We start from the raw sequence: 22,489 nt of genomic DNA on the forward strand, positions 1-22,489 counted from the left end.
ACGGCATGATATGTCGAATTGGCCGCAAGGCCTAGCGATGCGCACGCTTAACTGCCGTGTTGGGCGCCGCCGTTCGCCACCAGCCATGTTCGCCTTGCGTCTGAGCCACGGTTTCGATGCGCTGGTCTTCGATATAAACGGCAAGGCCACCGGTCTCGGCCAGCGAAGCGCGGTCGGCTTTGAGCCATCGAGGCTGGCAACTGCGCGGCAGCCATCGGTCGGCGATGACGATGTCGCTATGCTCGCAGGCGGCGACCAGGGCGCGTTCAGGCACTGCATCGCGGCCACGGGACACGAGAAGGCGACGGGTGATGCCGGAACGCCTGATCTCCAGAGTGCAGAAGTCCCGGTTGCAGACGGCGCCCGGCCAGCGGTCGAGCGGCATTGGCTCGCCTTCCATGCCAGCTTGTTCCATGAGGTTGTCCCGCGCGTAACCGCTCGCGCCATCTCGCAGGACGAAGAGGCGGCCGCCTGCAGGATCGACCAGACCGACATGACGGCCATCACCTGAAATCAGGATATCGGCAGGTGGAGCCAGCGCCAGCAGCCCCGTGCCGATCAGTGCCGGTGGCAGGCCCAGCCAACGGATTTGGCCGCTCCACAGGCCCAGCCAGAGTCCCCCAGCCACGAACAGGAGGAAGGCACCCGTTCCCGAGGCCGGAAGGAGGTTCACGGCTCCGGGTCGGGATGCGAACCAGTGCGCCAGGCCGGTGAGCAGATCGATGGCATGGCCCGCCAGCCACCACATCGGCGCACCTGCCCCGACCACATCCAGCAGGAGCGCGGCGGCCAGCAGCGGCATGACGACGAATGTCGACAGCGGGATCGCCACGACATTGGCGATCGCCCCGTACACGCCCGCTCGGTGGAAGTGGTACAGGCCGATCGGCATGAGCGCGAGGTCGATCACCACGCCGGTCAGCAGGAGCAGCCCGACATGGCGCAGCCCGCGCATCGCCAAGCCCTCGCCACGGGGGCCGAGGAAGTGCCGCACCGGCTCGGACGTCGTGACGGCGGCAAGCGCCAGCACCGCGCCGAAGCTCATCTGGAAGCTCGGGCCGGTCACCGCCTCCGGCCACAACAGCATCACGCAAAAAGCCGCGACGGCCAGCATTCGCAGCGACAGCGGCTCGCGACCGAGCGCCATGGCAGCGAGTACGAGCAGTGCGCCTATGCATGAGCGGACGGTCGGCACTTCGGCGCCTGACAGGAGCGTATAACCCACCCCCGCCAGCGCCCCCGCCCCCGCCGCCAGCACCAGCAACCTGACCCGCAGCGCCAGCCAGGGAAACAGTGCGAGCACCCTGATGACGATCAGGTAGACCGCACCCACCATCGCGCTCACATGCAGCCCGCTGATCGAAAGCAGATGCGCCAGCCCCGAATCGCGCATCGCTTCGTCGTCGGATCTGGAAATGCCGCCCCGATCGCCCGTGACGAAGGCAGCGGCCATACCACCGCGCCGTTCGCCGATGCGCTCGCGTATATGATCGGTGAGCGACTGGCGCAGACCGGAAAGCCATGCGTCGTCGTCCATGCCCGGTTCGATGACTTCGATCTCCCCGATCGCCGAACCCGTCGCCGCGATGCCCGAGAACCATGAGGTACGCGCGAAGTTGTATGCTCCCGGCAACATCGGCGGCGCGGGAGGCATGAGTCGTCCCTTGAATGCCACCAGATCGCCCGCCGAAAGCTCCGCGGTGGAGGCTTTTCCCGGCACGTTCACGCGCACCTTGATGGCGCGTCCGGTTTCCGGCTCGCGCATGGCGAGCGTCAGCCGGTCGCGCTCCAGTGCCGGTTGTGGTTCGACGCCCAGTACCCGACCTGTAAATGTCCCGGAAAGCGGCCGGGCGATGGGCGGTTGGCCGACCAGTTCGGACCGGCCCCACACCACGATGCATCCCGCCAGCACAAGCAGCGGCAGCACCTGAAGCGCCCGCATCGCATGAGGCCACGCATTGCACCAACGAAAGGACGCGCAAGCAATTGCAGAAACTGCAATACAAAGCCCACAAAAGCCCGCCCACCATGGCGCCGAAGGCAGCCAAAACCACGCAATTATGCCGGTTGCGAAGGCTACCGTGAGCCATGGAGCCCGATCGAATCCGGCCTGCGAAAGAAAACGCTCGACGACCGCCAAAACCCTCGACAAGACGCCTTCACCGGTCCATGGCCCATGCTGCAATGCAGCGGCTCCAGGCCCCTGCGGAGGCGGATTTTGACAAGTCGCGGCGTGGGTCCCCATGGCCGCCAATAGGACAGGAAGGTCGGGTAGATGGCAAGCGGCAGTGCATCGGGCGAAGCGACTGGCAAGGAGGCCCCAATGCTCCGCCCTGTCGTCACGCGCTTTGCTCCATCGCCGACCGGCTATCTCCACATTGGCGGCGCCCGCACGGCGCTGTTCAACTGGCTCTTCGCGCGCCACCATGGCGGCAAGTACCTCCTGCGCATCGAGGACACCGATCGCGCCCGTTCGACGGATTCTGCGATCGACGCGATCTTCGACGGCCTGTCGTGGCTTGGCCTCGACGGTGACGAGGCGCCGGTGTTCCAGTTCGCGCGTTCGGACCGCCATGCGCAAGTGGCCGCGCAGCTCATGGAGAGCGGCAACGCCTATCGCTGCTACCTGACCCAGGAAGAACTCGCCGAGCGCCGTCAGAAGGCGCAGGAAGAGCGCCGGCCGTTCCGCATCGACAGCGAATGGCGCGACGCCGATCCCTCGACCTGGCCCGCCGACCGTTCGTGGGTCGTGCGCGTCAAGGCGCCGCGTGACGGCGAGACGACGATCGAAGATCTCGTCCAGGGCTCCGTGACCGTGCAGAACGAGGAAATCGACGATTTCGTCATCCTGCGCAGCGACGGCACGCCGACCTACATGCTGGCCGTGGTGGTGGACGACAACGACATGGGCGTGACGCACGTCCTGCGCGGCGACGATCACCTCAACAACGCCTTCCGCCAGCTCGTAATCATCCGCGGCATGGGCTGGGACGTGCCGGTTTACGGCCACGTTCCGCTGATCCACGGTTCGGACGGCGCCAAGCTGTCGAAGCGCCACGGCGCGCTGGGCGTCGACGCCTATCGCGACGAGATGGGCCTGCTGCCCGAAGCGGTGTTCAACTACCTGCTGCGCCTCGGCTGGGGCCACGGTGATGAGGAAATCATCAGCCGCGAGCAGGCGATCGAATGGTTCGACATGGTCGACGTGGGCAAGAGCCCGTCGCGCTTCGACCTTGCCAAGCTACAGAATCTCAACGGGCATTATGTGCGCGAGGCCGACGACGTGCGGCTCGCAGGTCTCGTCGAAGCGCGCCTCGATGGCGTGGACGGCGATGGACCTGCCGACCTGCTGGTCCGCGCCATGCCCGTGCTCAAGGTCCGTGCAAAGGACCTGAACGAACTTGCAGAAGGCTCTGCCTTCCTCTTCGCCAAGCGCCCGCTCGCCATGAGCGAGAAGGCGCTGGCTCTCCTGACCGTCGAGGGGCGCGAGCGCCTTGCGGCGATTCACGAGCGCCTGTCCGGCCAGGCCGACTGGACTCTTGAGGCATTGGAAGCCAACCTGAAGGCAATGGCCGAGGCCCTCGGATTGGGACTCGGCAAGCTCGCGCAACCCTTGCGGGCAGCCCTGACGGGTCAGACGACTTCGCCGGGGATTTTCGACGTACTGGTACTGCTCGGACGGGAAGAGAGCCTCGCGCGCATTGGCGAGCAGGCACAGGTTCCCGCCGGGTCGCAGTCATAAGGAGATAATTGGTGGGTGATCAGGCTAAACTGAGCGCTGGTGGCGCGGACTTCGAATACCCGGTTCTCAAGGGCAGCGTTGGCCCGGATGTGATCGACATCCGCAAGCTCTACGGCCAGACGGGCAAGTTCACGTTCGACCCCGGCTTCACCTCGACCGCGAGCTGTGAATCGGCGCTGACGTACATCGACGGTGACGAAGGCGTTCTGCTTCATCGCGGCTACCCGATCGGCCAGCTGGCCGAACACTCGTCGTTCATGGAAACGAGCTACCTGCTCCTGAATGGTGAATTGCCGAGCAAGGATGAGCTCGCCACCTTCGAGAACACCATCACGCGCCACACCATGCTGCACGAGCAGCTGGCAACGTTCTATCGCGGCTTCCGCCGTGACGCGCACCCGATGGCGATCATGTGCGGCGTCGTCGGCGCGCTTTCGGCGTTCTACCACGATTCGACCGACATCGCGGACCCCGAGCATCGCAAGATCAGCTCGCACCGCCTGATCGCCAAGATGCCCACGATCGCGGCGATGGCGTACAAGTACTCGGTCGGCCAGCCCTTCCTCTACCCCGACAACAAGCTCAGCTACACCGGCAACTTCCTGCGCATGACCTTCGGCGTGCCGGCGGAAGAGTATGAGGTGATCCCGGCGGTCGAGAAGGCGATGGACCGCATCTTCATCCTCCACGCCGACCACGAGCAGAACGCCTCGACCTCGACCGTGCGTCTTGCCGGTTCGTCGGGCGCGAACCCCTTCGCGTGCATCGCGGCGGGTATCGCTTGTCTCTGGGGCCCTGCCCATGGCGGCGCGAACGAAGCCGCGCTCAACATGCTCAAGGAGATCGGCACGCCGGATCGCATCCAGCACTACATCGATCGCGCCAAGGACAAGAGCGACCCGTTCCGCCTGATGGGCTTCGGTCACCGCGTCTACAAGAACTACGATCCCCGCGCGACGGTCATGCAGTCGACCCTGCGCGAGGTTTTCGAGGCTCTCAACGTCACCGATCCGCTGTTCGAGACCGCGCTGCGCCTCGAAGAGATCGCGCTCAGCGATCCCTACTTCGCGGAGAAGAAGCTGTTCCCGAACGTGGACTTCTACTCGGGCATCATCCTGTCGGCGATCGGCTTCCCGACCACCATGTTCACCGTGCTGTTCGCCCTCGCCCGCACCGTGGGCTGGGTCGCGCAGTGGAACGAAATGATCTCGGATCCCGGCCAGAAGATCGGCCGTCCGCGCCAGCTCTACACCGGCCCGACGCAGCGCGACTACGTGCCCGTCGACAAGCGCTGAGCAGCGACGATATCCGCGAGCAATCGCGGTTACCCGAAGAAGGCCCTCGCGAAAGCGGGGGTCTTTTTCGTTTGGGCTTGTCCATTTGGATACTTGCGCCACAATCCGGCCTCATCCGCAGCGCATCCTCGATGCTCCAACGGGGCCGCTATCACATGTCTTTCATTCGAATCCTGGCGGTGGCGCTGGGCATATTGGCCATTGCGGCCGGACTTTTCGTCGTCCTGCAGGGCACGGGCGTGCTCAAGTGGCCGGCGGACAGCTTCATGGTCGGCGAAAAGAGCTGGGCCATTCGCGGCGCGGTACTGGCGGTGGTCGGCGGGATCGTCGTCTGGCTTGGAAAGCGCTGCTAGCTCAGCCTTCCGGGTCGCCCGGAACCTCGAGCGTGAAGCGCGCGCCCTGCCCCGGCGTGCTTTCGACGGTGAGATCACCGTTCATCGCCCGCGCAAGTCGGCGCGAGATGTAGAGGCCAAGGCCCGAACCGCCATCGCCGCTGCGCCCGAGGCGCTCGAACTTCTCGAAGATCCGTTCCTGATCGGCGATGCCGAGGCCCGGCCCCTGATCGCCGACGATAGCCCGCGCACGGGTGCCATCGGCCTCGACGCTGATCGTCACGCGCGAGCCCTCGGGCGAATAGCGGATCGCGTTGCCGATGAGGTTGAGCAGCACCTGGAGCACGCGGCGGAACTCGGCGAGCGCGGGCGCGCTGTCCTGCAAGCCGGGAGCCTCGATCACGATGCCCTTCTCGCGCGCCTTGACGCCGAGGATACCCGCCGCCTGTCGCGCCACTTCCGACAGGTCGATGAAATCCGCCGTGGTCACGAAGCCGTCCGCCTCGACGACTTCGAGGTCGGCCATGTCCTCCAGCAGATCGAGCAGCAGCTTGCCCGCGCTGGCGATCTCGCCCGCATATTCCGCGTAAGCATCGGGCAAGGGCCCGGCCAGGCGCGTGCGGATCGTCTCGGCATTGGCGACGATGCGCGCGATCGGCTGCTTGAGCACGGGCGCGAGATCCTGGCCGACCAGCCCCCGTCGCGGCGCCTGTACGACGCGATGCTCCGACGGGATGGCATCGGGCGGGGCCTGATCGGAAAGCAGCAGCAGTTCGAAGCCCGAAGGCTCGTAGCCGGGGCGCATCTGCGGGATCAGCGACACGCGCCAGCTGCGCGACGATCCCTCGACGATCACCGGCGCACCGTCGAGCAGGCGCCAGTGCAGCGGCTGCTGGTGCGTGACGTTCTCTGGCGGGAGGAAATCCGTCCAGTTCCGGCCGATTCCCTGCTCCATCGCGGCGGCCAGCCCGGCAAGTTCTGCCGAATCGGATGTCGCCGCGATCACCCGCTGCCCGGCATCGAGCCACGCGGACAGTTCGGCGAGATGCCGGTCGGTGACCGCACGGCGTTGTCCAGCAATGGTGCCGTCAAGCGCGATAAGCGGCTCGGCGTGCCAGCTGCGCACGCGGATCGCGCAGCCCTCGCCCTCCGGCTCGACTTCGACCCATGTGGAGATCACATCGCTGCCGTCCTGCGCATTCACGGCGCAAGCGACCGGCAGCTGCGACCGGCGGGCACTGCGCACCAGATCGAGCAGTTCGGGCACGGCGATGGTACCGGGCACCTCTCCTCCACAGCGCAGTTGCAGGCCCGCCAGCGGCTCATCGGCACTAAGCAGGCGATCCTGCCCGTCGCAGGCCGCGCGTGCGAGGATGGCGCCTTCTCCCGAAATCATGCGAATCCGCCCCCGGAGAGGATCGACGCCGCACGTCGTCCATCGAGCGCAGCAAGCCCCTGCGGCAGCGCCGACGCCGGATGGAGCACCAGCATTTGGTCCTCAAGACGCGCCTGCGATGCTCCCGCCGCCAGCAAGGCCAACGCGAGCCGCGCCTTCTGCCCCGGCTGCGTAGCCAGTATCGCCGCCTCGCGGGAAAGCCCCGCCCGCAGCCCCAGCGCACTCAGAAACAGCGCGACGCCCGCATTCCCGATCGTCAGCGACCCATCGCCTTCGGATTTTCCGACAATCCGCGCCGCCAGCGCAAGCCGATTGACCCCGACTGCATGAGCGCCGCGCACTTCCGTTTCGACCGCGAGTGCCCGCTCCGACAGTGCCGGTTCCGCCCCCACCAGCGCGCGCAGGATGCCGAGCACAGCCTCAAGCACGTCGCCCGGCAGTTCCGCCAGCGGCAGGGCAAGACGACGCTGCGCCTGGCTCCAGCGCGCCTGCGCCGCCACGAAGGCCCGCGCGTCGAAGTCACCCGCCGCCAGGCCTGCTTCCAGCAGCGGCGAGACGACCGGATCGAGCACGAGGCGCTCATGCAGACGCTCCGCCAGCTGCCATTCGAGCGCCAGCGCATGAACGTGGGTCAGCAGCACCGCATCTTCGAGGAAGGCCCGTGTCAGCACCGCGATCTCGTCAGGCGCATGGGCGCGTCGGTCGGCCTTTCCGATCAGCGCGTCGAGCAATTGCGCCGCGACATCGGCGAGCATCCCGCGCACCCGCGCAAGGACTTCCTCGCTCAGCAGCGCTGGCTCCTCGGCCGCGACGAGATAGCGCAGCACCGGCAGCGCCGAAGTGGCCGCCGCGTCGCCCCGCGCGAGGTCGCGCCGCAGCGCCGCTTCCGCAGTCTGCGCATCTGCCGAAGGAACGGCCTGATCGATCATATGCCCTGTCTAACCGGCATCTGGTTAATCCCGGGTTATCCGTCGCGTCGGCGTGGGAGAACCAGCGCCGCGACGACGAGACCGGCGGAAATCAGGCGCACCGCCAGCAGCACCTGCCCGAAGCCCGATGCGAAGGCCAGCACCAGCCCCAGCAGCGCACGATCGGCGAACAGCCCGGCGAAGCGGCCCGCCGCGATGCGCGGCAGGAGCACCAGCAGCAGCATCAGGATCGCGGGTGTACAGAGCCACGCCAGCACCGGCTCGCCCGGAAAGCGCGGGGTATCGAGCAGGATCAGCGCCGCGAAGGCGACATCGACCAGCCAGACCAGCGCATCCGCGCGCGGGATCGCCGGAGACGCCTGTCCCAGCGCATGACGCTCCGCGGCGCGCAGCAGGCGGCTCGCCTCGACCAGCAGCCAGGCGATGGCGAGGAACGCGAAGGCGCACCACAGGAACCCGAACCAGCCGGTGCCCGCAGCGATGAACAATGCCACCAGGACGGCAGCGGAAACCACGTTGCTGGCATTGCCCGCGTGGAGCAGCGACGAGCCGAAGCTCAGCACCGCGAAGCGGGCGATCGTCCGCCCCGGCGTGCGCGTTCCGTCCTGCGCAAAGCGGGCGCGCATCCACTCGTCCTCCAGCGCGTAGGCCTCGGCCTCGCTGCGAACCATGCGCCACCCCGAGCCCGCGCGCGCCGCCGAAGGCACCTCGCGCATGGTGATGCCCGACTGGAGCGCGATGCGGGTCAGCGCAGAGACGGCGTCGACGTCGATCGGCAGTTCGTGCAGCCGCTCAACCAGCGATCCGGGCACGCGCATGACGCCTGCGGTGGCGCGGTTGATGTCGATCCGCTCGAACCCGGCGGCCAGCGCGCCCTCTACCGGCTGGACGAGAACCACCGGAGCGCGGCCTTCGAGCAGGGCAGCCACCTGCACCGGATCGGCGAACAGGCCTTCCGAGATCACCACGAGTTCGTCGCCCGCCGTCACCAGACCGGCAAGCTGCCCGGCCCCGGTGGCGATGGCGAACTGCAACCCGGCGTCCTCGGCGTCATGCTGGAGCGCGATCAGCTCCGGCGACGTCCCGCGCGCCATGCAGATGACCCGCTGGCATTCGAGCGCCAGCGCCATGCCGAGTTGGTGCTGGGCGACGCTCGCCCCCGCGACGCGCAGGAACGCGCGCGGAAACGGCTGCCCGGACACGGCAGGCTCCGTCATGGCCAACAATGCTATGCGCAAATCCGAACCTCCGACACCGACCCAAGATGTAGGCAGGTCCGGGGCGGGTGCCAAGCCACAGCGGCGGATCAGTCTCCGGAAAACTCGACCAGATAGGATTTGAGGCGGCGCACCACGGTCGGCTCGCCCGGCGCGGCGTCGAGCGCGTCCTGCGCCAGAACCAGCAGGCGGGCGGAGTGGAAGCTGGCGGCTAGCCCCTTGAGGCGGGTGGCCGCGACCACCCAGTTGCCGTCGCAGCGGGCGCGTTCGAGCAGGTCGACCTGACGCCCTACGCCTTCGATATAGGCGGCGCGCAGTTCGGCCATAAGCTCCGGGTCGCCGCCGGCGGCGGCGGCGAGTGTCGCTTCGAGGGCGCCTGCTTCATAAGCCATTTCCCCAGATTAATCGGCGAAGTCTTAAGGCGGGGTTTATTGCCACGCCGCTCATGGTATCGTCGCCGGATGGCTGGGGAAAACAGGATCATCGCATTCGGGACGGGCGCTGGCGAGAAGTCGGCAATGGACGCCACCGAAGCCGCGCCGGACACCACTTCGGAAGCAACCGCGGAGCCGCCCGCGACCGAAAGCTGGGACGATGCATGGGTGGCTGCGGAGACCGCCGAAGAGCCCCTGCCCGAGCCGGCCGCACGCGCCTGGATCGCACCTGCGCTTGCAGGCCTGATCGTCGCCGGATGGACCGCGCTGTTCGTCGTGGCGCAGCTTCCCGCGATGCGCGGTGGCATTGCTCTGGCCGAAGTCCCGGCGCTGGTGATGCAATGGTGCGTGCCCGTGCTGCTGGTCGGCCTCGTCTGGCTGCTGGTCATGCGCAACAGCGCCCGCGAAGGCCGTCGCTTCGGCGATGTCGCCCGGGTGCTGTCCGCCGAATCGGCGCTGCTGGAACGGCGCCTGACCACGGTGAACCGCGAACTCAGCCTCGCCCGCGAATTCATCGCCTCGCAGTCACGCGATCTGGAGACGCTGGGCCGCCTCGCCGCCGAACGCCTGTCGCAGAACGCCGACCGGTTGCAGGAACTGGTGCGTGACAACGGCGCCCGCGTCGATTCGATCAGCACCGTCAGCAACGCCGCGCTCGAGAACATGGAGAAGCTGCGCGGCCAGCTTCCGGTCATCGCCAGCTCCGCCAAGGACGTCACCAACAACATCGCCAACGCCGGTCGCACCGCGCACGGACAGTTGGAAGACATGATCCACGGCTTCAACCGCCTCAACGAATTCGGCACCGCCAGCACCCGGCAGGTCAGCCTGCTGCGCGATCAGGTGAACGAGACGCTCGACGGCTTCAACAGCCGCAGCGAGCAGCTGGAACAGGCACTGAGCGCGCGATTCGCTACCCTCGACGAACGTGGGGACGAATTCCGCGCCCGCCTCGACAAGCACGAAGTCGACGCTCTCGCCGCGATCCGCACCCGCACCAAGGCACTCAGTGACGAGATCGACGATACGCGCCGCCAACTCGACCGGCAGGAGGCCGAAAGCCTCACCTCGCTGCGCGCCCGCCTTGGCGCGCTGCGCGACGAAAGCGACGTCGTCTCCCGCGCCCTGCGCGAAGCCGAGCAGCGCGCCACCGAAGCCCTGCGTGCATCCATTTCGGATCTGTCCGACGAACAGACCGCAACCGGCATCGCAATCGCCGAGGCACAGCAGAGCGCCATCGACGCACTTGCGGGCCGCCTCGCCACGATCGCCGCCGAAGCATGCCAGATCGACGAGTCCATCGGCCTGCGCGCCGAGCGTCTCGCGATGGAAGCGCAGGAGCGCCAGTCGCGACAGGTCGAGCAGGAACGCCATGCGATCGCCCGCATCGAGCACATGCTCGGCGAACTCGACGCCGCGATCGCCGAGCGGCTCGAACGCCACCGCATCCAGGCCGACGCGCTGGCCGAACGGGCGGGCGCGGTCACCGGCGAACTCGGTCGCTACGAAGCCCGCATGGAAACGATCGCCGCGCAGACGAGCGAAGCGGAGCACCGTCTAGCGGGGAGCCTCTCGGCACTGACCGATCGCCTTACTGCCGCACGCGCCACGCTCGCATCGACCGATGGCGAGGTGGAGAAGCTGACCGAGGACAGCGTCCGCCTGCTCGAACTGATCCAGGCGAGCGCCCGGCAGACGCACAATGCGCTTCCGGAAGCGCTCGCGGTCTCTGAAGACCGACTCCGTCGCCTTCAGGACGGTCTAGGTGTCGTTCTGTCCCAGCTTGGCGAAGCGGTTCAGGGCGGTGAGGACGTAGCTGCCGGGATCGGCATTTCGGGCCGTGATCTCGACGCGCTGATCGCCGGGCTTTCGCAGGCTCAGGCGCAGATTTCCGCGCGCGGAGCCGACCACGCCGCCCTTCTCGGGCGCCTGCAAGGCACTCTCGCGGAGATCGACGCTGCCACGCAGGCCGCCGCCGACAAGGCCGGCGGCGCGCTCATCGGCGCCCTCGCCGCACTCGGTACCACGCTCGACGAAACGGTCGCCTCGATCGAGGACGACAGCGCCGAACGCATCACCCGCGTCGCGGACACGCTGGCCGATGAAAGCGCAGCCGCCATCGACAAGGCGATGCGCGGAAAAGTGGCTGAAATCTCAGGCCAACTGGAACAGGCGGTCGCCCACGCGTCAGGCGTCACCCGCGAAGCGACGACGCAACTGCGCGAGCAGATCGCCAAGGTCGACGACCTCGTCGGCAACCTTGAGGGCCGCGTCACGCAGGCGCGCGAACAGGCCGAGGAAAAGGTCGACAACGACTTCTCAAGGCGTGCCGCCGTCATCACGGAATCGCTCAATTCCAATGCGATAGACATCGCAACGGTCCTCTCCAGCGACATCGCCGACAATGCCTGGGCCGCCTACCTGCGCGGTGATCGCGGCATCTTCACTCGCCGCGCCGTCAGCCTGCTCGACGCGGGCGAAGTGAAGGCGATCCAGCAGATCTTCGAGCGCGACGACGCATTCCGCGCCAACGTCAGCCGCTACATCCATGATTTCGAAGGGATTCTGCGGCAGGTGCTGTCCACCCGCGACGGCAATGCGCTCGGCGTGACCCTGCTGTCCTCGGACATGGGCAAGCTCTACGTGGCACTTGCGCAGGGTATCGAACGCCTGCGGAACTGAGCAACTTCCTGCCGGGCGGGTATCAATCCGCCCGGTAATCCGCGCCGACGTGCGCCTGCCCACGCTCGGCAGCAAGCAATTCCTGCCGATGCCGCTCGCGATAACCCGCACGCTGCTCGGCCGTCCGCTCACCGTGGCAAGCCGGGCAACTTACGCCTGTTTCGTACAATTCGGACGCGCGCGCCTGCGCATCGACCGGACGGCGGCAGGCATGGCACAGTTCGTAGCTGCCCTGCACCAACCCGTGCCCGATGGTGACACGCTGGTCGAAGACGAAGCACTCGCCCTGCCACAGGCTGTCTTCCTGCGGCACGGTTTCCAAGTATTTCAGGATACCGCCCTTGAGGTGGTAGACATCGTCGATACCCTCCTGCTTCAGGAACGCGGTCGACTTCTCGCAGCGGATGCCGCCGGTGCAGAACATCGCCACCTTGGTCTTCCCACCGCCCAGCAGGCTCTCCCGGTTGTCGCGGAACCACTCCGGGAAGTCGCGGAAACTGTGGGTTTCGGGATCGATAGCGCCGGAGAAAGTACCGACCGCCACCTCGTAGTCGTTCCGGGTGTCGATCACGACCGTGTCCGGATCGGCAATGAGCGCGTTCCAGTCCTGGGGCTCGACATAAGTGCCGACGCTTGCCAGCGGATCGATGTCCGGCTGCCCCATCGTCACGATCTCGCGCTTGACCCGCACCTTCATGCGATGGAACGGCATTTCCGTGGCGCCCGAAAGCTTCACATCGACATCCGCACAGCCCGGAAGTCCGCGGATGTGCGCCAGCAGCGCATCGATGCCATCATGGGAGCCAGCTACCGTGCCGTTGATGCCCTCCGCCGCCAGCAGCAGCGTTCCGCGAATACCCTGCGCATGGCACAGGGCCTCCAGCGCAGGCTTGAGTGCGGCGGGATCGTGGAACGGAGCGAAGCGGTAGAGCGCCGCTACGCACAAGGTTTCGTGCTGGTCCATTGCGCGCCCCTAGCGCGAAACACGGGCAAAGCCAAAGGGGCGATCAATAACCCAGGTCGTGAACCGGTGGCTTGCCGAAGAAATTGAGATCGTCGACCGTGATCCACTGATTGGCATAGTTGGCGTAATAAAGGGCAAAGAGGACCACGGCGACCACCGTAGCCCGCTTGGCGACGAGCTTCGGCCGGAAATTGACCGGCGCGCTGTCCGCGTGCCCCTTCTGAACCTTGTGGCCCTCCACCTGATCCGGTGTACGTAAACCCACGGGCAGGACGAGAAACGCGCTCATCACCCAGAAGAGCGCGTAGATCGCCAGCATTGAGGTCCAGTTCATCGCCATCGCGCGTCAGTCCTCCAGCAACAGCACCTGAACCTGCGGCTTCTTGCCCGACCAGCGGGTCGCGGCACGACGCGCCGCAAGGCGTGCGGCTTCGGATCGGGTATCGCGATCGGCCTTCTTGGCTCGGTTCAGCGCTTCGGCGACATCGCGCTTCGCTTCCTCGACGAACTCGGCGTAGTCCTCATCGAGCGGCAGGCCGATGGCGGAGACCTCCACATGTCCCCTGCGATCGGCAGCCACCGAGACGACGCCATTGAAGGCGATGCGGCGACGCATGATGATAGCCTCGCCGTCTGCCGGTGCGATGATATCGCCGTCGAGAACGAGGCGCCCGGAGCGGACTTCGCCGAACTTGCCGGGATGATCCGGGGCAAGCCGCACGAGATCGCCATTCTTCTGGAAGATCGCCTTGGGAATGCCGCTGGCGATGCCAAGGCGTGCCTGCTCCTTCATATGGCGGATTTCGCCATGGACCGGCAGCAGAATCTGCGGACGCAGCCAGCCGTAGAGCGCCTCCAGTTCAGGACGCCCGGGATGGCCGGAGACGTGGATCGGGCTCTGCCGGTCGGTCACGACCACCACGCCCGCATCCGCGAGGCGGTTCTGGATGCGACCGATCTGGATTTCGTTGCCGGGAATCTGCCGGCTGGAGAACAGGACCACGTCGCCTTTGTCCAGCTTGATCGGATGGCTGCCTTCCGAAATGCGCGCCAGTGCAGCCCGCGGCTCCCCCTGCCCGCCAGTCGCGACGATCAACACGTCGCCGCGCGGCAGATCCATAGCGGTGTCGGGATCGACAAGGTCGGGCAAGTCCTTGAGATAGCCACAGGACTGCCCGGTCTGAATGATGCGGTCGAGCGACCGACCAGCGACGCACAACTGCCGCCCGGTCTTCTTCGCCACGTCTCCCAGCGTCTGCAGCCGTGCGACATTGGATGCAAACGTCGTCACCAGCACGCGGCGACCGTTGTGCTTCTTCACCTCTTCGAGGAGCCCGCGATAGACCTCGCCTTCCGAACCGGAGGCCTCCGGGTTGAAGACATTGGTTGAATCGCAGACGAGTGCCAGCACGCCCTCGTCGCCGATCGCCGTCAGTTCCGCCTGCGTTGCCGGCGTGCCGATCTGCGGCTCATCATCCAGCTTCCAGTCGCCGGTGTGGAAGATGCGGCCGTAGGGCGTCTCGATCAGAAGCGCATTACCCTCGGCGATTGAGTGCGCCAGCGGGACGTAACGGATGCCAAACGGGCCAAGCTGGAAATTCTCGAGGTCATCGACCACGATAAGTTCCACGTCGTTGAGAATGCCCGCTTCTTCCAGCTTCGCTGCGACCAGCTTCGCCGTGAAGGGGGTCGCATAAAGCGGCACGCCCAATTCCTCGGCGAAATACGGAACGGCGCCGATATGGTCCTCGTGCGCGTGGGTCAGCACGATCCCAAGCAGGTTCTCACGCTCGTTCTCGATGAATTCAAGATCGGCGAAAACGAGATCAACGCCGGGGTATTCGTTGCCTGAGAACGTCATGCCCAGATCGACCATCAGCCACTTGCCCTGACAGCCGTAGAGATTGACGTTCATGCCGATCTCGCCCGAACCACCGAGCGCACAAAACAGAAGTTCCTTACCGGGAATCACTTAGAAGCTGCCCTTTCGGCAATGATGGCGAGACCGTCGATCGTGAGATCGGCATCGACGGCGTCAAAAATGTTCGTGGCTTCATCGAACAGCACGGCGAGACCGCCCGTTGCGATGACCTTGGCCGGGCGACCGATCTCGGCGCGAATGCGGGCGATGAGGCCCTCCATCATCGCCACGTAGCCCCAGAAGACGCCGATCAGCATCTGATCTTCGGTGTTGCGTCCGACGACGCTGGAGGACTTGGGTGCCTCGATGGCGATGCGGGGCAGCTTCGCCGTGTTGCCGACCAATGCGTCGAGCGAAAGGTTGATGCCAGGCGCGATGATACCGCCCTTGTAGGCGCCGTTGAAGTCGATCACGTCGAATGTTGTCGCCGTACCGAAATCCACGACGATGAGGTCGCCCGCGTGCTTATCGTGCGCCGCCACGGCATTTACTGCCCGGTCTGCGCCGAGCGAACTTGGCTGATCGACGTCGATGTCGATGCGATAGTCCGCCTTGCCCTGCCCGGCGATGAGGGGCTCGATGTCGAAATAGTGGCGCGCCAGAATCTCGAGGTTGTGAAGCGCGCGAGGCACCACGGTCGAGATGATGATCTGCGTGACCTGCTTCGCCTCTACGCCGCGAATGGCGAGAAGCTGCATCAGCCAAACGGCATACTCGTCGCCAGTGCGGCGCGGGTCGGTGGCGATGCGCCAACGGCCCTTGATCGTGCGCCCTTCCAAGAGTGCGAAGACGACGTTGGTATTGCCGGCGTCGATTGCGAGCAGCATGGCTCTTTCAGTTCCTCATACAAGCAGGACGTCGCCGGCGTGGATCGTGCGGATCGCGCCATCCGACAGAGCGAGGCGAAGGTTTCCGTCCTCCGCAAGCCCCGCAAATGTACCTTCGACCGCGTCCTCGCCGGGCGGAAGCACCCGAAGCGACGTTCCCACAGGGTGAGCGGCACTTTGCCAGCGGCGCAACAGCGGAGCAAGGCCGACAGAGCGCCAGCGCTGGAGTTCGATGTCGAAAGCGGCGGCAAGCGCTCCAGCGAAATCATCCCGCGAAACGTCCTTGCCGTAATCTGACAGAGCGACGACCTTTCGGCCCGGAACATCGGGCGCATGGGCGAGGTTCACGCCAATACCAACGATGACGACGCCCGAAACCATTTCCAGCAGGATTCCCGCGACCTTGCCGCCATCAAGCAGTAGGTCGTTGGGCCACTTGAGCTGCAAGCCCTCACTGCGGAAAGTGCTCAGCGCTTCATGAACGGCGAGGCCCGTCAGCAAAGCCAGCGTTGCAGGTGCCGGGTCCGTCGGCGCAATGCGCACGACGGTCGATCCCATGAAATTTCCGGCACCGTCGTCCCACGCACGCCCGAGCCGCCCCTTGCCCGCAGTCTGTCGATCCGCAACAAGCCAGCGGCCTTCGGACAGGTACTCCCCGCCCGAAAGCCGCTTTGCCAGATCCGCGTTGGTGGAGCCGGTTTCGGCTACAACCTCTATCAAAGCGTGTGGAACAACGCTGTCGCGGCGGTGTCGGTCAGGCCCTGCAGCCACCCGCTCAGCAGGTAGCCCAGCGGCGAGATGAACAGGCAGGTGACGATCAGGATCGCCTTGTGCCACACGTCGCTCTCACCCTTCACCGCGTCCACCGGTTCGTCGAAGTACGCGACCTTGACGATCTTCAGGTAGTAGAACGCGCCGATCACCGAAGCCGCGAAGCCAAGGAAGGCCAGCGCCATCATGTCCGCATGGACTGCTGCGCGGAAGACGAGGAACTTGCCCCAGAAGCCGAACAGCGGCGGGATACCGGCAAGGCTGAACATCACGATCGCCAGCGCCAGCGCGAGACCTGGACGGGTGCGCGACAGGCCACCAAGGCGCGCAATCTCTTCAACCGGCTCGCCGTTCTCGTCCTTCAGCATCAGGATGGTCACGAAGCCAGCCACGGTCATGGCAACGTAGATCACGAGGTAGAACAGCATCGCCGAAGCGCCCTGCACGTTCGCGCTCGACAGGCCGACAAGGATGAAGCCGACGTTGTTGATCGACGAATAGGCCATCAGGCGCTTGATGTTCTTCTGACCGATCGCGCCCAGCGCACCCACCACGATCGACGCGAGTGCGATGAAGACGATGATCTGGCGCCATGCATCCGCCTGATCGGCGAAGGCATCGAGCATGACACGCATGGTGAGACCGATGGCCGCAACCTTGCCCGACGTCGCGAAAAACTTCGTGACCGGAGTCGGCGCGCCTTCATAGACGTCGGGCGTCCACATGTGGAACGGCACGGCGCTGATCTTGAAGGCGAGGCCCGCCAGCATGAAGACGATGCCGAACAGCGCACCGTTCGAAAGACCGCCTGCAAGCGCGGCGTTGATGCCCGAGAACGAGGTCGTGCCGGTGAAGCCATAGGTCAGGCTCATGCCAAAGAGCAGGATGCCGGAAGCCAGCGCGCCCAGCACGAAGTACTTTAGGCCTGCTTCCGCAGAGCGTCCGTCGGTGCGGACGAAGGCTGCCAACACGTAGGCTGCCAGCGAGTTCATCTCGAGGCCGATGTAGAGCGCCAGCAGGTCGCCCGCCGACACCATCATGCCGCTGCCCAGTGCGGCGAAGATCACGAGGATCGGGAACTCCGCCTTCATCGCGCCGAGGCGGTCGAAGAAGGCAGGTGCGACGACGAGGGTCGCCGCCGCCGAGAGATAGATCAGGATCTTGGCGAAGCTGGAGAATGCATCCGCATGGACCTGCCCGAAGAACGCCGAATAGTCCGGCCCCATCGCGCCGCCGCACAGCGCGGGCGCGACGAGGAAGGTCGCGCCGACCAGGGCGGCGACCGCGAGGATCGAGATCAGGCGGCTTGCCTTGTCACCACCCCAGGCGGCGATCAGGAGCAGGACGAGACCTGCGATGCTCAGCGTTTCTTCCGGCGCGATAAGGCGCAGGGAGTGCGACCAGTCCATCAGTGTGACCCCCCATGCGCAGCTTCTTCGTGGTGCGCAGGCTTAGCTTTTCCAGGTGTAGGCGCGCTGTCGCCATGCGGTGCCGCACGAGCGAGGCGAGCGTCGAGCGCGGCGATATCGGCGCGCATTGGAGCGATGAAGCTCTCGGGGTAGATGCCCATCCACAGGGCACCGAGCGCCAGCGGAACCACCATCGCGATTTCGCGAAGGTCGAGGTCCGACATGGCTGCGGCGTCGGCGTTCTTCTGCTCGCCGAACACCACCCGGCGGTAGAGGTACAGCATGTAGGCTGCGCCCAGGATGATGCCGGTGGTGCAGATCAGCGCCGTCCAGGTCGAGACCTGATAGATGCCGCCAAGGCTCAGGAACTCGCCCACGAACCCGCTGGTGCCCGGCAGGCCGATCGAGGCCATCGTGAACAGCAGGAAGAACAGCGCATAGCGCGGCATGTTGATGGCGAGGCCGCCGTAGCGGGTGATCTCACGGGTGTGCAGACGATCGTAGATGATGCCGACGCACAGGAACAGCGCGCCCGAGACGAGGCCGTGGCTGAGCATGACCAGCATCGAGCCTTCGAGGCCCTGCACGTTGAAGGCGAACAGGCCGATCGTCACGATCGCCATATGCGCGACCGACGAATAAGCGATCAGCTTCTTCATGTCGCTCTGCACCAGCGCGATCAGCGAGGTGATGACCACGGCGGCCATCGACAGGCCCCACACCAGCGGCGCGAAGTACGCCGAAGCCTCGGGGAACATCGGCAGCGAGAAGCGGATGAAGCCGTAGCCACCCATCTTCAGCAGAACGCCCGCCAGGATGATCGAGCCCGCGGTCGGCGCCTGAACGTGCGCCGCCGGAAGCCAGGTATGGACTGGCCACATCGGCATCTTCACCGCGAAGCTGGCGAAGAAGGCGAGCCACAGCCACGTCTGGACCTGCGGGTCGAAATCGTAGGCCATCAGGGTCGGGATGTCGCTGGTGCCGGCGGTGTGGACCATCCACAGCATCGCCACGAGCATCAGCACCGAGCCGAGGAGCGTGTAGAGGAAGAACTTGTACGAGGCGTAGATGCGGTCCGCGCCACCCCAGATGCCGATGATGAGATACATCGGGATCAGGCCAGCTTCGAAGAACATGTAGAACAGGTACAGGTCCTGCGCCATGAACACGCCGAGCATGAACACTTCGACCAGCAGGAATGCGGCCATGTACTCGCCCACGCGCTTCTCGACCGACTGGCTCGCACCGATGCAGATCGGCATGAGGAAGACCGAGAGCATGATGAGCAGCAGCGCAATGCCGTCGATGCCGACGGCATAGGAGAAGCCCGAGAAGATTTCGAGGCGCTCGGTGAACTGCCACTGGGCGCCACCGATATCGAAGTTCATCCACAGGACAATGCCGAGGACGAGGTCCACCAGCGTCGCGGCGAGCGCCAGGGTGCGCGCCGCTTTCGCTTCGAGGAAGAGGCATACCAGTGCCGCCGCAAGCGGCACCAGCAGCATCAGGCTGAGGATCGGAAAACCACTCATCATCTTATCCCGCGATCACCCAGCTGATGGCGCCGACAAGGCCCAGCAGCATGACAAGAGCGTAGCTGTACAGATAGCCCGACTGGACCTTCTGCGCGTAAGTCGAACCCCGGGCGACCACCGCCGCGGCACCGTCCGGACCGAACCGGTCGATCACGCCGATGTCGAGCACCTTCCAGAACACGCCGCCGAGCCAGAAAGCAGGCTTGACGAAGATGTTGTGGTACAGTTCGTCGAACATCCACTTGCGGTACACGAAGGTGTAGACCGGACCGATCTGGTCGGCGACTGCCTTGGGGAACGAGGTATTCTTGATGTAGCCGTACCAGGCAGTCACGAAGCCGATGGCCATGACCGTGAACGGCGTCCACTTCACCCAGGTCGGCACGCCATGCATGGCGTGGATCAGGTGCTCGTGGAAGACCAGCGCGCCCTTCCAGAACTCGCCCTCGCCCTCGGAAACGAAGGCATGGTTGAAGACGAGACCGGCAGCGACGGCGCCGACCGACAGGATCAGCAGCGGCAGCAGCATGACCAGCGGGCTTTCGTGCGGATGGTAGCCACCCGTACCGTCGCCATGGTCGGCGTAGTCCGGACCACGCGAGCCGATATCCGCCGGAGCATGAGCATGGTCATCATGGCCATGTTCGTCGTGCGCGTGGGCATCGTCGTGACCATGATCGTCATGGCCGTGGCCGTGCGCGTCATGGATCGCGTGCTGGATGTGCTCCGACTGGGTCCAGCGGGCCTTGCCGAAGAAGGTCAGGAACACCAGGCGCCAAGAATAGAAGCTGGTCATCAGCGCGGCGAAGATGCCCATCCAGAAGGCGAAGGTGCCTACCTGGGTGCCCGAACCGAAGGCTGCTTCGAGGATCGCGTCCTTCGAGTAGAAGCCAGCGAAACCGACCACGCCCGCAATGCCGACACCGGTGATGGCCAGCGTGCCCGCCGTCATCGTCCAGAAGGTGATCGGGATCTTCTTACGCAGCGCGCCGTAGAAGCGCATGTCCTGCTCGTGGTGCATCGCGTGGATGACCGAGCCCGCACCGAGGAACAGCAGCGCCTTGAAGAAGGCGTGCGTGAACAGGTGGAACATGGCCGCACCGTATGCGCCGACGCCGGTGGCGAAGAACATGTAACCGAGCTGCGAACAGGTCGAGTAGGCGATGACGCGCTTGATGTCCCACTGCGTGCAGCCGACGGTGGCGGCGAAGAAGCAGGTGCAGGCACCGATCACGGCGATGAAGTGCATCGCGGTTTCGCTCTGCTCGAACATCGGCGAGAGACGGCAGACCATGAAGACGCCCGCGGTGACCATGGTGGCCGCGTGGATCAGCGCCGACACCGGGGTCGGGCCTTCCATCGCGTCCGGAAGCCAGGTGTGCAGGCCGAGCTGCGCGGACTTGCCCATGGCGCCGACGAACAGCAGCAGGCAGAGCACCGTCATGGTGTCGAAGCGGTAGCCGAGGAAGCCGATCGTCGAACCGGCCATCGACGGCGCGGCGTGCAGGATCTCGGGGATCGAGACGGTCCCGAACACCAGGTAGGTGCCGAAGATGCCGAGCATGAAGCCGAGGTCGCCCACGCGGTTGACCACGAAGGCCTTGATCGCGGCGGCGCCTGCCGAGGGCTTGCGGAACCAGAAGCCGATCAGGAGGTACGAGGCCAGGCCCACACCTTCCCAACCGAAGAACATCTGCACCAGGTTGTCCGCGGTCACCAGCATGAGCATGGCGAAGGTGAACAGCGAGAGGTACGCGAAGAAGCGCGGCTGATCCGGCTCCTCGCTCATGTAGCCCCACGAGTAGAGGTGCACGAGCGCCGAAACCGACGTGATGACGACCAACATGACGGCGGTGAGCGTATCAACGCGCAGCGCCCAGTCGAAGGTCATCGTGCCCGAGGCGACCCACTTGAGGACCGGCGCGACCGAAGCCTCAGCCGATCCGGTCAGGAACGAGATGAAGATCGGCCACGACAGGGCGCAGGCGATGAACAGCGCGCCCGTCGTCAGCACCTTGGGAAGAACGAGCCCGAGGGACTTGTTCGCGAACCCGGCAAGGATCGACGCCAGAAGCGGCAGGAAGACGATGAGGTAGATCGACACGGTCTTACCCCTTCATCCGGTTGACGTCGTCGACGGCGATGGTGCCGCGGCCACGGAAGTAGATCACGAGGATAGCAAGCCCCACTGCGGCCTCGCCCGCAGCGACCGTCAGCACGAACATGGCGAATATCTGGCCAGTCAGGTCGTGCAGGAAGGCGCTGAACGCGACGAGGTTGATGTTCACCGCAAGCAGGATCAGTTCGATCGACATCAGGATGACGATCACGTTCTTGCGGTTGATGAAGATGCCGAGGACGCCGAGCACGAAGAGGATCGAGCTCACGACCACGTAATGTTCGACGCCGATCACAGCGAGACCCCCTTGCCGACTTCCGGCTTGACGTTGACCGTCGCATCCTGCGGACGGCGCTGGTTCTGCTTGGCGATCTTCTGACCGCGCGTACCGCCACGTTCACGATGGGTCAGCACGATGGCGCCGATCATGGAGACGAGCAGGATCAGACCGGCCGCTTCGAACAGGAACAGGTAGCGGCTGTAAAGCAGCCCGCCCACCGCCTCGATGTTCGACAGACCTGCTGCGGTCGCGGCCGTGCCGTCAGGCGTACCGAGCTGAAGCGAACCGGCGCGGTAGGCGCCGATGCCGAGAACGATTTCGGCCAGCAGCACCAGAGCGACCAGTGCGCCGAACGGGAAGTAGCGGACGAAACCTGCACGCAGTTCGGCGAAGTCGATGTCGAGCATCATGACGACGAACAGGAACAGCACCGCGACTGCACCGACATAGACGATGACCAGCAGCGCCGCGATGAACTCGGCGCCGGTCAGCACCATCAGGCCGGCAGCGTTGAAGAACGCCAGGATCAGCCAGAGCACCGAATGCACCGGGTTGCGCGAAAGGATGGTGATGGCGCCGGAGGCCACCGTCATCACCGCGAAGAGGTAGAAGGCGATTACGTGTATCATGGGAAGC

The 22,489-nt window shown here is 65.4% G+C and carries 19 protein-coding genes; 4 read left to right on the forward strand and 15 right to left on the reverse strand.

Features of this window, described 5'->3' with window-relative positions:
* Positions 1-31: 31 nt before the first annotated feature.
* On the reverse strand, positions 32-2,140 hold the full coding sequence (locus LO787_RS23670; protein ID WP_232493409.1) for a ComEC/Rec2 family competence protein: 2,109 nt from the start codon (positions 2,138-2,140) through the stop codon (positions 32-34).
* A gap of 135 nt (positions 2,141-2,275) precedes the next feature.
* Between LO787_RS23670 and gltX the strand changes: the two genes are divergently transcribed.
* From gltX to LO787_RS23685, 3 genes are all read left to right on the forward strand, one after another.
* Positions 2,276-3,742 carry a glutamate--tRNA ligase gene (gene gltX / locus LO787_RS23675; RefSeq protein ID WP_232493410.1) on the forward strand — a complete coding sequence of 489 codons (1,467 nt, stop codon included), beginning with the start codon at positions 2,276-2,278 and terminating at the stop codon, positions 3,740-3,742.
* 11 nt (positions 3,743-3,753) lie between these two features.
* The gene (locus tag LO787_RS23680) at positions 3,754-5,037 is read left to right on the forward strand and encodes a citrate synthase (protein WP_232493411.1); all 1,284 of its coding nucleotides are present in this window, start codon (positions 3,754-3,756) and stop codon (positions 5,035-5,037) included.
* A 155-nt stretch (positions 5,038-5,192) separates the two neighbouring features.
* A complete protein-coding gene (locus LO787_RS23685; RefSeq protein WP_232493412.1) occupies positions 5,193-5,390 on the forward strand; it encodes a hypothetical protein in 198 nt (65 codons plus the stop codon).
* Between the two features lies 1 nt (position 5,391).
* Here LO787_RS23685 and LO787_RS23690 read toward each other — a convergent pair whose 3' ends face one another.
* The 4 genes from LO787_RS23690 to LO787_RS23705 all read right to left on the reverse strand — a co-directional run bounded on the left by LO787_RS23690 (position 5,392) and on the right by LO787_RS23705 (position 9,303).
* On the reverse strand, positions 5,392-6,765 hold the full coding sequence (locus LO787_RS23690; RefSeq protein ID WP_232493413.1) for a sensor histidine kinase: 1,374 nt from the start codon (positions 6,763-6,765) through the stop codon (positions 5,392-5,394).
* Positions 6,762-7,694, reverse strand: a complete 933-nt coding sequence (locus LO787_RS23695; protein WP_232493414.1) for a hypothetical protein — start codon at positions 7,692-7,694, stop codon at positions 6,762-6,764. Before LO787_RS23695 ends, LO787_RS23690 begins: the two co-directional genes overlap by 4 nt.
* 35 nt (positions 7,695-7,729) lie before the next feature.
* A complete protein-coding gene (locus LO787_RS23700) occupies positions 7,730-8,911 on the reverse strand; it encodes a hypothetical protein (protein WP_232493415.1) in 1,182 nt (393 codons plus the stop codon).
* Positions 8,912-9,000: 89 nt separating this feature from the next.
* Positions 9,001-9,303, reverse strand: coding sequence for an Hpt domain-containing protein (locus LO787_RS23705; protein ID WP_232493416.1), 303 nt, complete (start codon positions 9,301-9,303; stop codon positions 9,001-9,003).
* 126 nt (positions 9,304-9,429) lie between these two features.
* Between LO787_RS23705 and LO787_RS23710 the strand changes: the two genes are divergently transcribed.
* Positions 9,430-12,027 (forward strand): coiled-coil domain-containing protein, encoded by a 2,598-nt coding sequence (locus LO787_RS23710; protein ID WP_232493417.1) that lies wholly within the window; start codon positions 9,430-9,432, stop codon positions 12,025-12,027.
* Positions 12,028-12,049: 22 nt separating this feature from the next.
* Here LO787_RS23710 and trhO read toward each other — a convergent pair whose 3' ends face one another.
* From trhO to LO787_RS23760, 10 genes are read right to left on the reverse strand one after another with little or no spacing between them, the layout of a single operon-like run.
* Positions 12,050-12,991 carry an oxygen-dependent tRNA uridine(34) hydroxylase TrhO gene (gene trhO, locus LO787_RS23715; RefSeq protein WP_232493418.1) on the reverse strand — a complete coding sequence of 314 codons (942 nt, stop codon included), beginning with the start codon at positions 12,989-12,991 and terminating at the stop codon, positions 12,050-12,052.
* A 43-nt stretch (positions 12,992-13,034) separates the two neighbouring features.
* Positions 13,035-13,325, reverse strand: coding sequence for a DUF1467 family protein (locus tag LO787_RS23720; RefSeq protein WP_232496409.1), 291 nt, complete (start codon positions 13,323-13,325; stop codon positions 13,035-13,037).
* 12 nt (positions 13,326-13,337) lie between these two features.
* Positions 13,338-14,963, reverse strand: a complete 1,626-nt coding sequence (locus LO787_RS23725; RefSeq protein ID WP_232493419.1) for a ribonuclease J — start codon at positions 14,961-14,963, stop codon at positions 13,338-13,340.
* Positions 14,960-15,739, reverse strand: a complete 780-nt coding sequence (locus LO787_RS23730; protein WP_232493420.1) for a type III pantothenate kinase — start codon at positions 15,737-15,739, stop codon at positions 14,960-14,962. Before LO787_RS23730 ends, LO787_RS23725 begins: the two co-directional genes overlap by 4 nt.
* A gap of 15 nt (positions 15,740-15,754) precedes the next feature.
* Positions 15,755-16,459 carry a biotin--[acetyl-CoA-carboxylase] ligase gene (locus LO787_RS23735; RefSeq protein ID WP_232493421.1) on the reverse strand — a complete coding sequence of 235 codons (705 nt, stop codon included), beginning with the start codon at positions 16,457-16,459 and terminating at the stop codon, positions 15,755-15,757.
* Positions 16,456-17,919: an NADH-quinone oxidoreductase subunit NuoN gene (gene nuoN / locus LO787_RS23740; protein WP_232493422.1), complete on the reverse strand. Its 1,464-nt coding sequence runs from the start codon at positions 17,917-17,919 to the stop codon at positions 16,456-16,458. Before nuoN ends, LO787_RS23735 begins: the two co-directional genes overlap by 4 nt.
* The gene (locus tag LO787_RS23745) at positions 17,919-19,451 is read right to left on the reverse strand and encodes an NADH-quinone oxidoreductase subunit M (protein ID WP_232496410.1); all 1,533 of its coding nucleotides are present in this window, start codon (positions 19,449-19,451) and stop codon (positions 17,919-17,921) included. Before LO787_RS23745 ends, nuoN begins: the two co-directional genes overlap by 1 nt.
* A gap of 4 nt (positions 19,452-19,455) precedes the next feature.
* On the reverse strand, positions 19,456-21,558 hold the full coding sequence (gene nuoL, locus LO787_RS23750; protein WP_232493423.1) for an NADH-quinone oxidoreductase subunit L: 2,103 nt from the start codon (positions 21,556-21,558) through the stop codon (positions 19,456-19,458).
* Positions 21,559-21,562: 4 nt separating this feature from the next.
* Positions 21,563-21,868, reverse strand: coding sequence for an NADH-quinone oxidoreductase subunit NuoK (gene nuoK / locus LO787_RS23755; RefSeq protein ID WP_043975203.1), 306 nt, complete (start codon positions 21,866-21,868; stop codon positions 21,563-21,565).
* Positions 21,865-22,482: an NADH-quinone oxidoreductase subunit J gene (locus LO787_RS23760; RefSeq protein WP_232493424.1), complete on the reverse strand. Its 618-nt coding sequence runs from the start codon at positions 22,480-22,482 to the stop codon at positions 21,865-21,867. The genes nuoK and LO787_RS23760 overlap by 4 nt, the downstream gene beginning before the upstream one ends.
* Positions 22,483-22,489: the final 7 nt, after the last annotated feature.

It is taken from the genome of Novosphingobium kaempferiae (assembly GCF_021227995.1).
Taxonomy (GTDB): Bacteria; Pseudomonadota; Alphaproteobacteria; order Sphingomonadales; family Sphingomonadaceae; genus Novosphingobium; species Novosphingobium kaempferiae.

Bases quoted from the DNA above. Each gene is read 5' to 3' on its own strand.
- gltX (WP_232493410.1), top strand. From the start codon at position 2,276: ATGGCAAGCGGCAGTGCATCGGGCGAAGCGACTGGCAAGGAGGCCCCA.
- LO787_RS23685 (WP_232493412.1), top strand. From the start codon at position 5,193: ATGTCTTTCATTCGAATCCTGGCGGTGGCGCTGGGCATATTGGCCATT.
- LO787_RS23690 (WP_232493413.1), bottom strand. From the start codon at position 6,765: ATGATTTCGGGAGAAGGCGCCATCCTCGCACGCGCGGCCTGCGACGGG.
- LO787_RS23695 (WP_232493414.1), bottom strand. From the start codon at position 7,694: ATGATCGATCAGGCCGTTCCTTCGGCAGATGCGCAGACTGCGGAAGCG.
- LO787_RS23700 (WP_232493415.1), bottom strand. From the start codon at position 8,911: ATGACGGAGCCTGCCGTGTCCGGGCAGCCGTTTCCGCGCGCGTTCCTG.
- LO787_RS23705 (WP_232493416.1), bottom strand. From the start codon at position 9,303: ATGGCTTATGAAGCAGGCGCCCTCGAAGCGACACTCGCCGCCGCCGCC.
- LO787_RS23710 (WP_232493417.1), top strand. From the start codon at position 9,430: ATGGACGCCACCGAAGCCGCGCCGGACACCACTTCGGAAGCAACCGCG.
- trhO (WP_232493418.1), bottom strand. From the start codon at position 12,991: ATGGACCAGCACGAAACCTTGTGCGTAGCGGCGCTCTACCGCTTCGCT.
- LO787_RS23720 (WP_232496409.1), bottom strand. From the start codon at position 13,325: ATGAACTGGACCTCAATGCTGGCGATCTACGCGCTCTTCTGGGTGATG.
- LO787_RS23730 (WP_232493420.1), bottom strand. From the start codon at position 15,739: ATGCTGCTCGCAATCGACGCCGGCAATACCAACGTCGTCTTCGCACTC.
- nuoN (WP_232493422.1), bottom strand. From the start codon at position 17,919: ATGGACTGGTCGCACTCCCTGCGCCTTATCGCGCCGGAAGAAACGCTG.
- LO787_RS23745 (WP_232496410.1), bottom strand. From the start codon at position 19,451: ATGAGTGGTTTTCCGATCCTCAGCCTGATGCTGCTGGTGCCGCTTGCG.
- LO787_RS23760 (WP_232493424.1), bottom strand. From the start codon at position 22,482: ATGATACACGTAATCGCCTTCTACCTCTTCGCGGTGATGACGGTGGCC.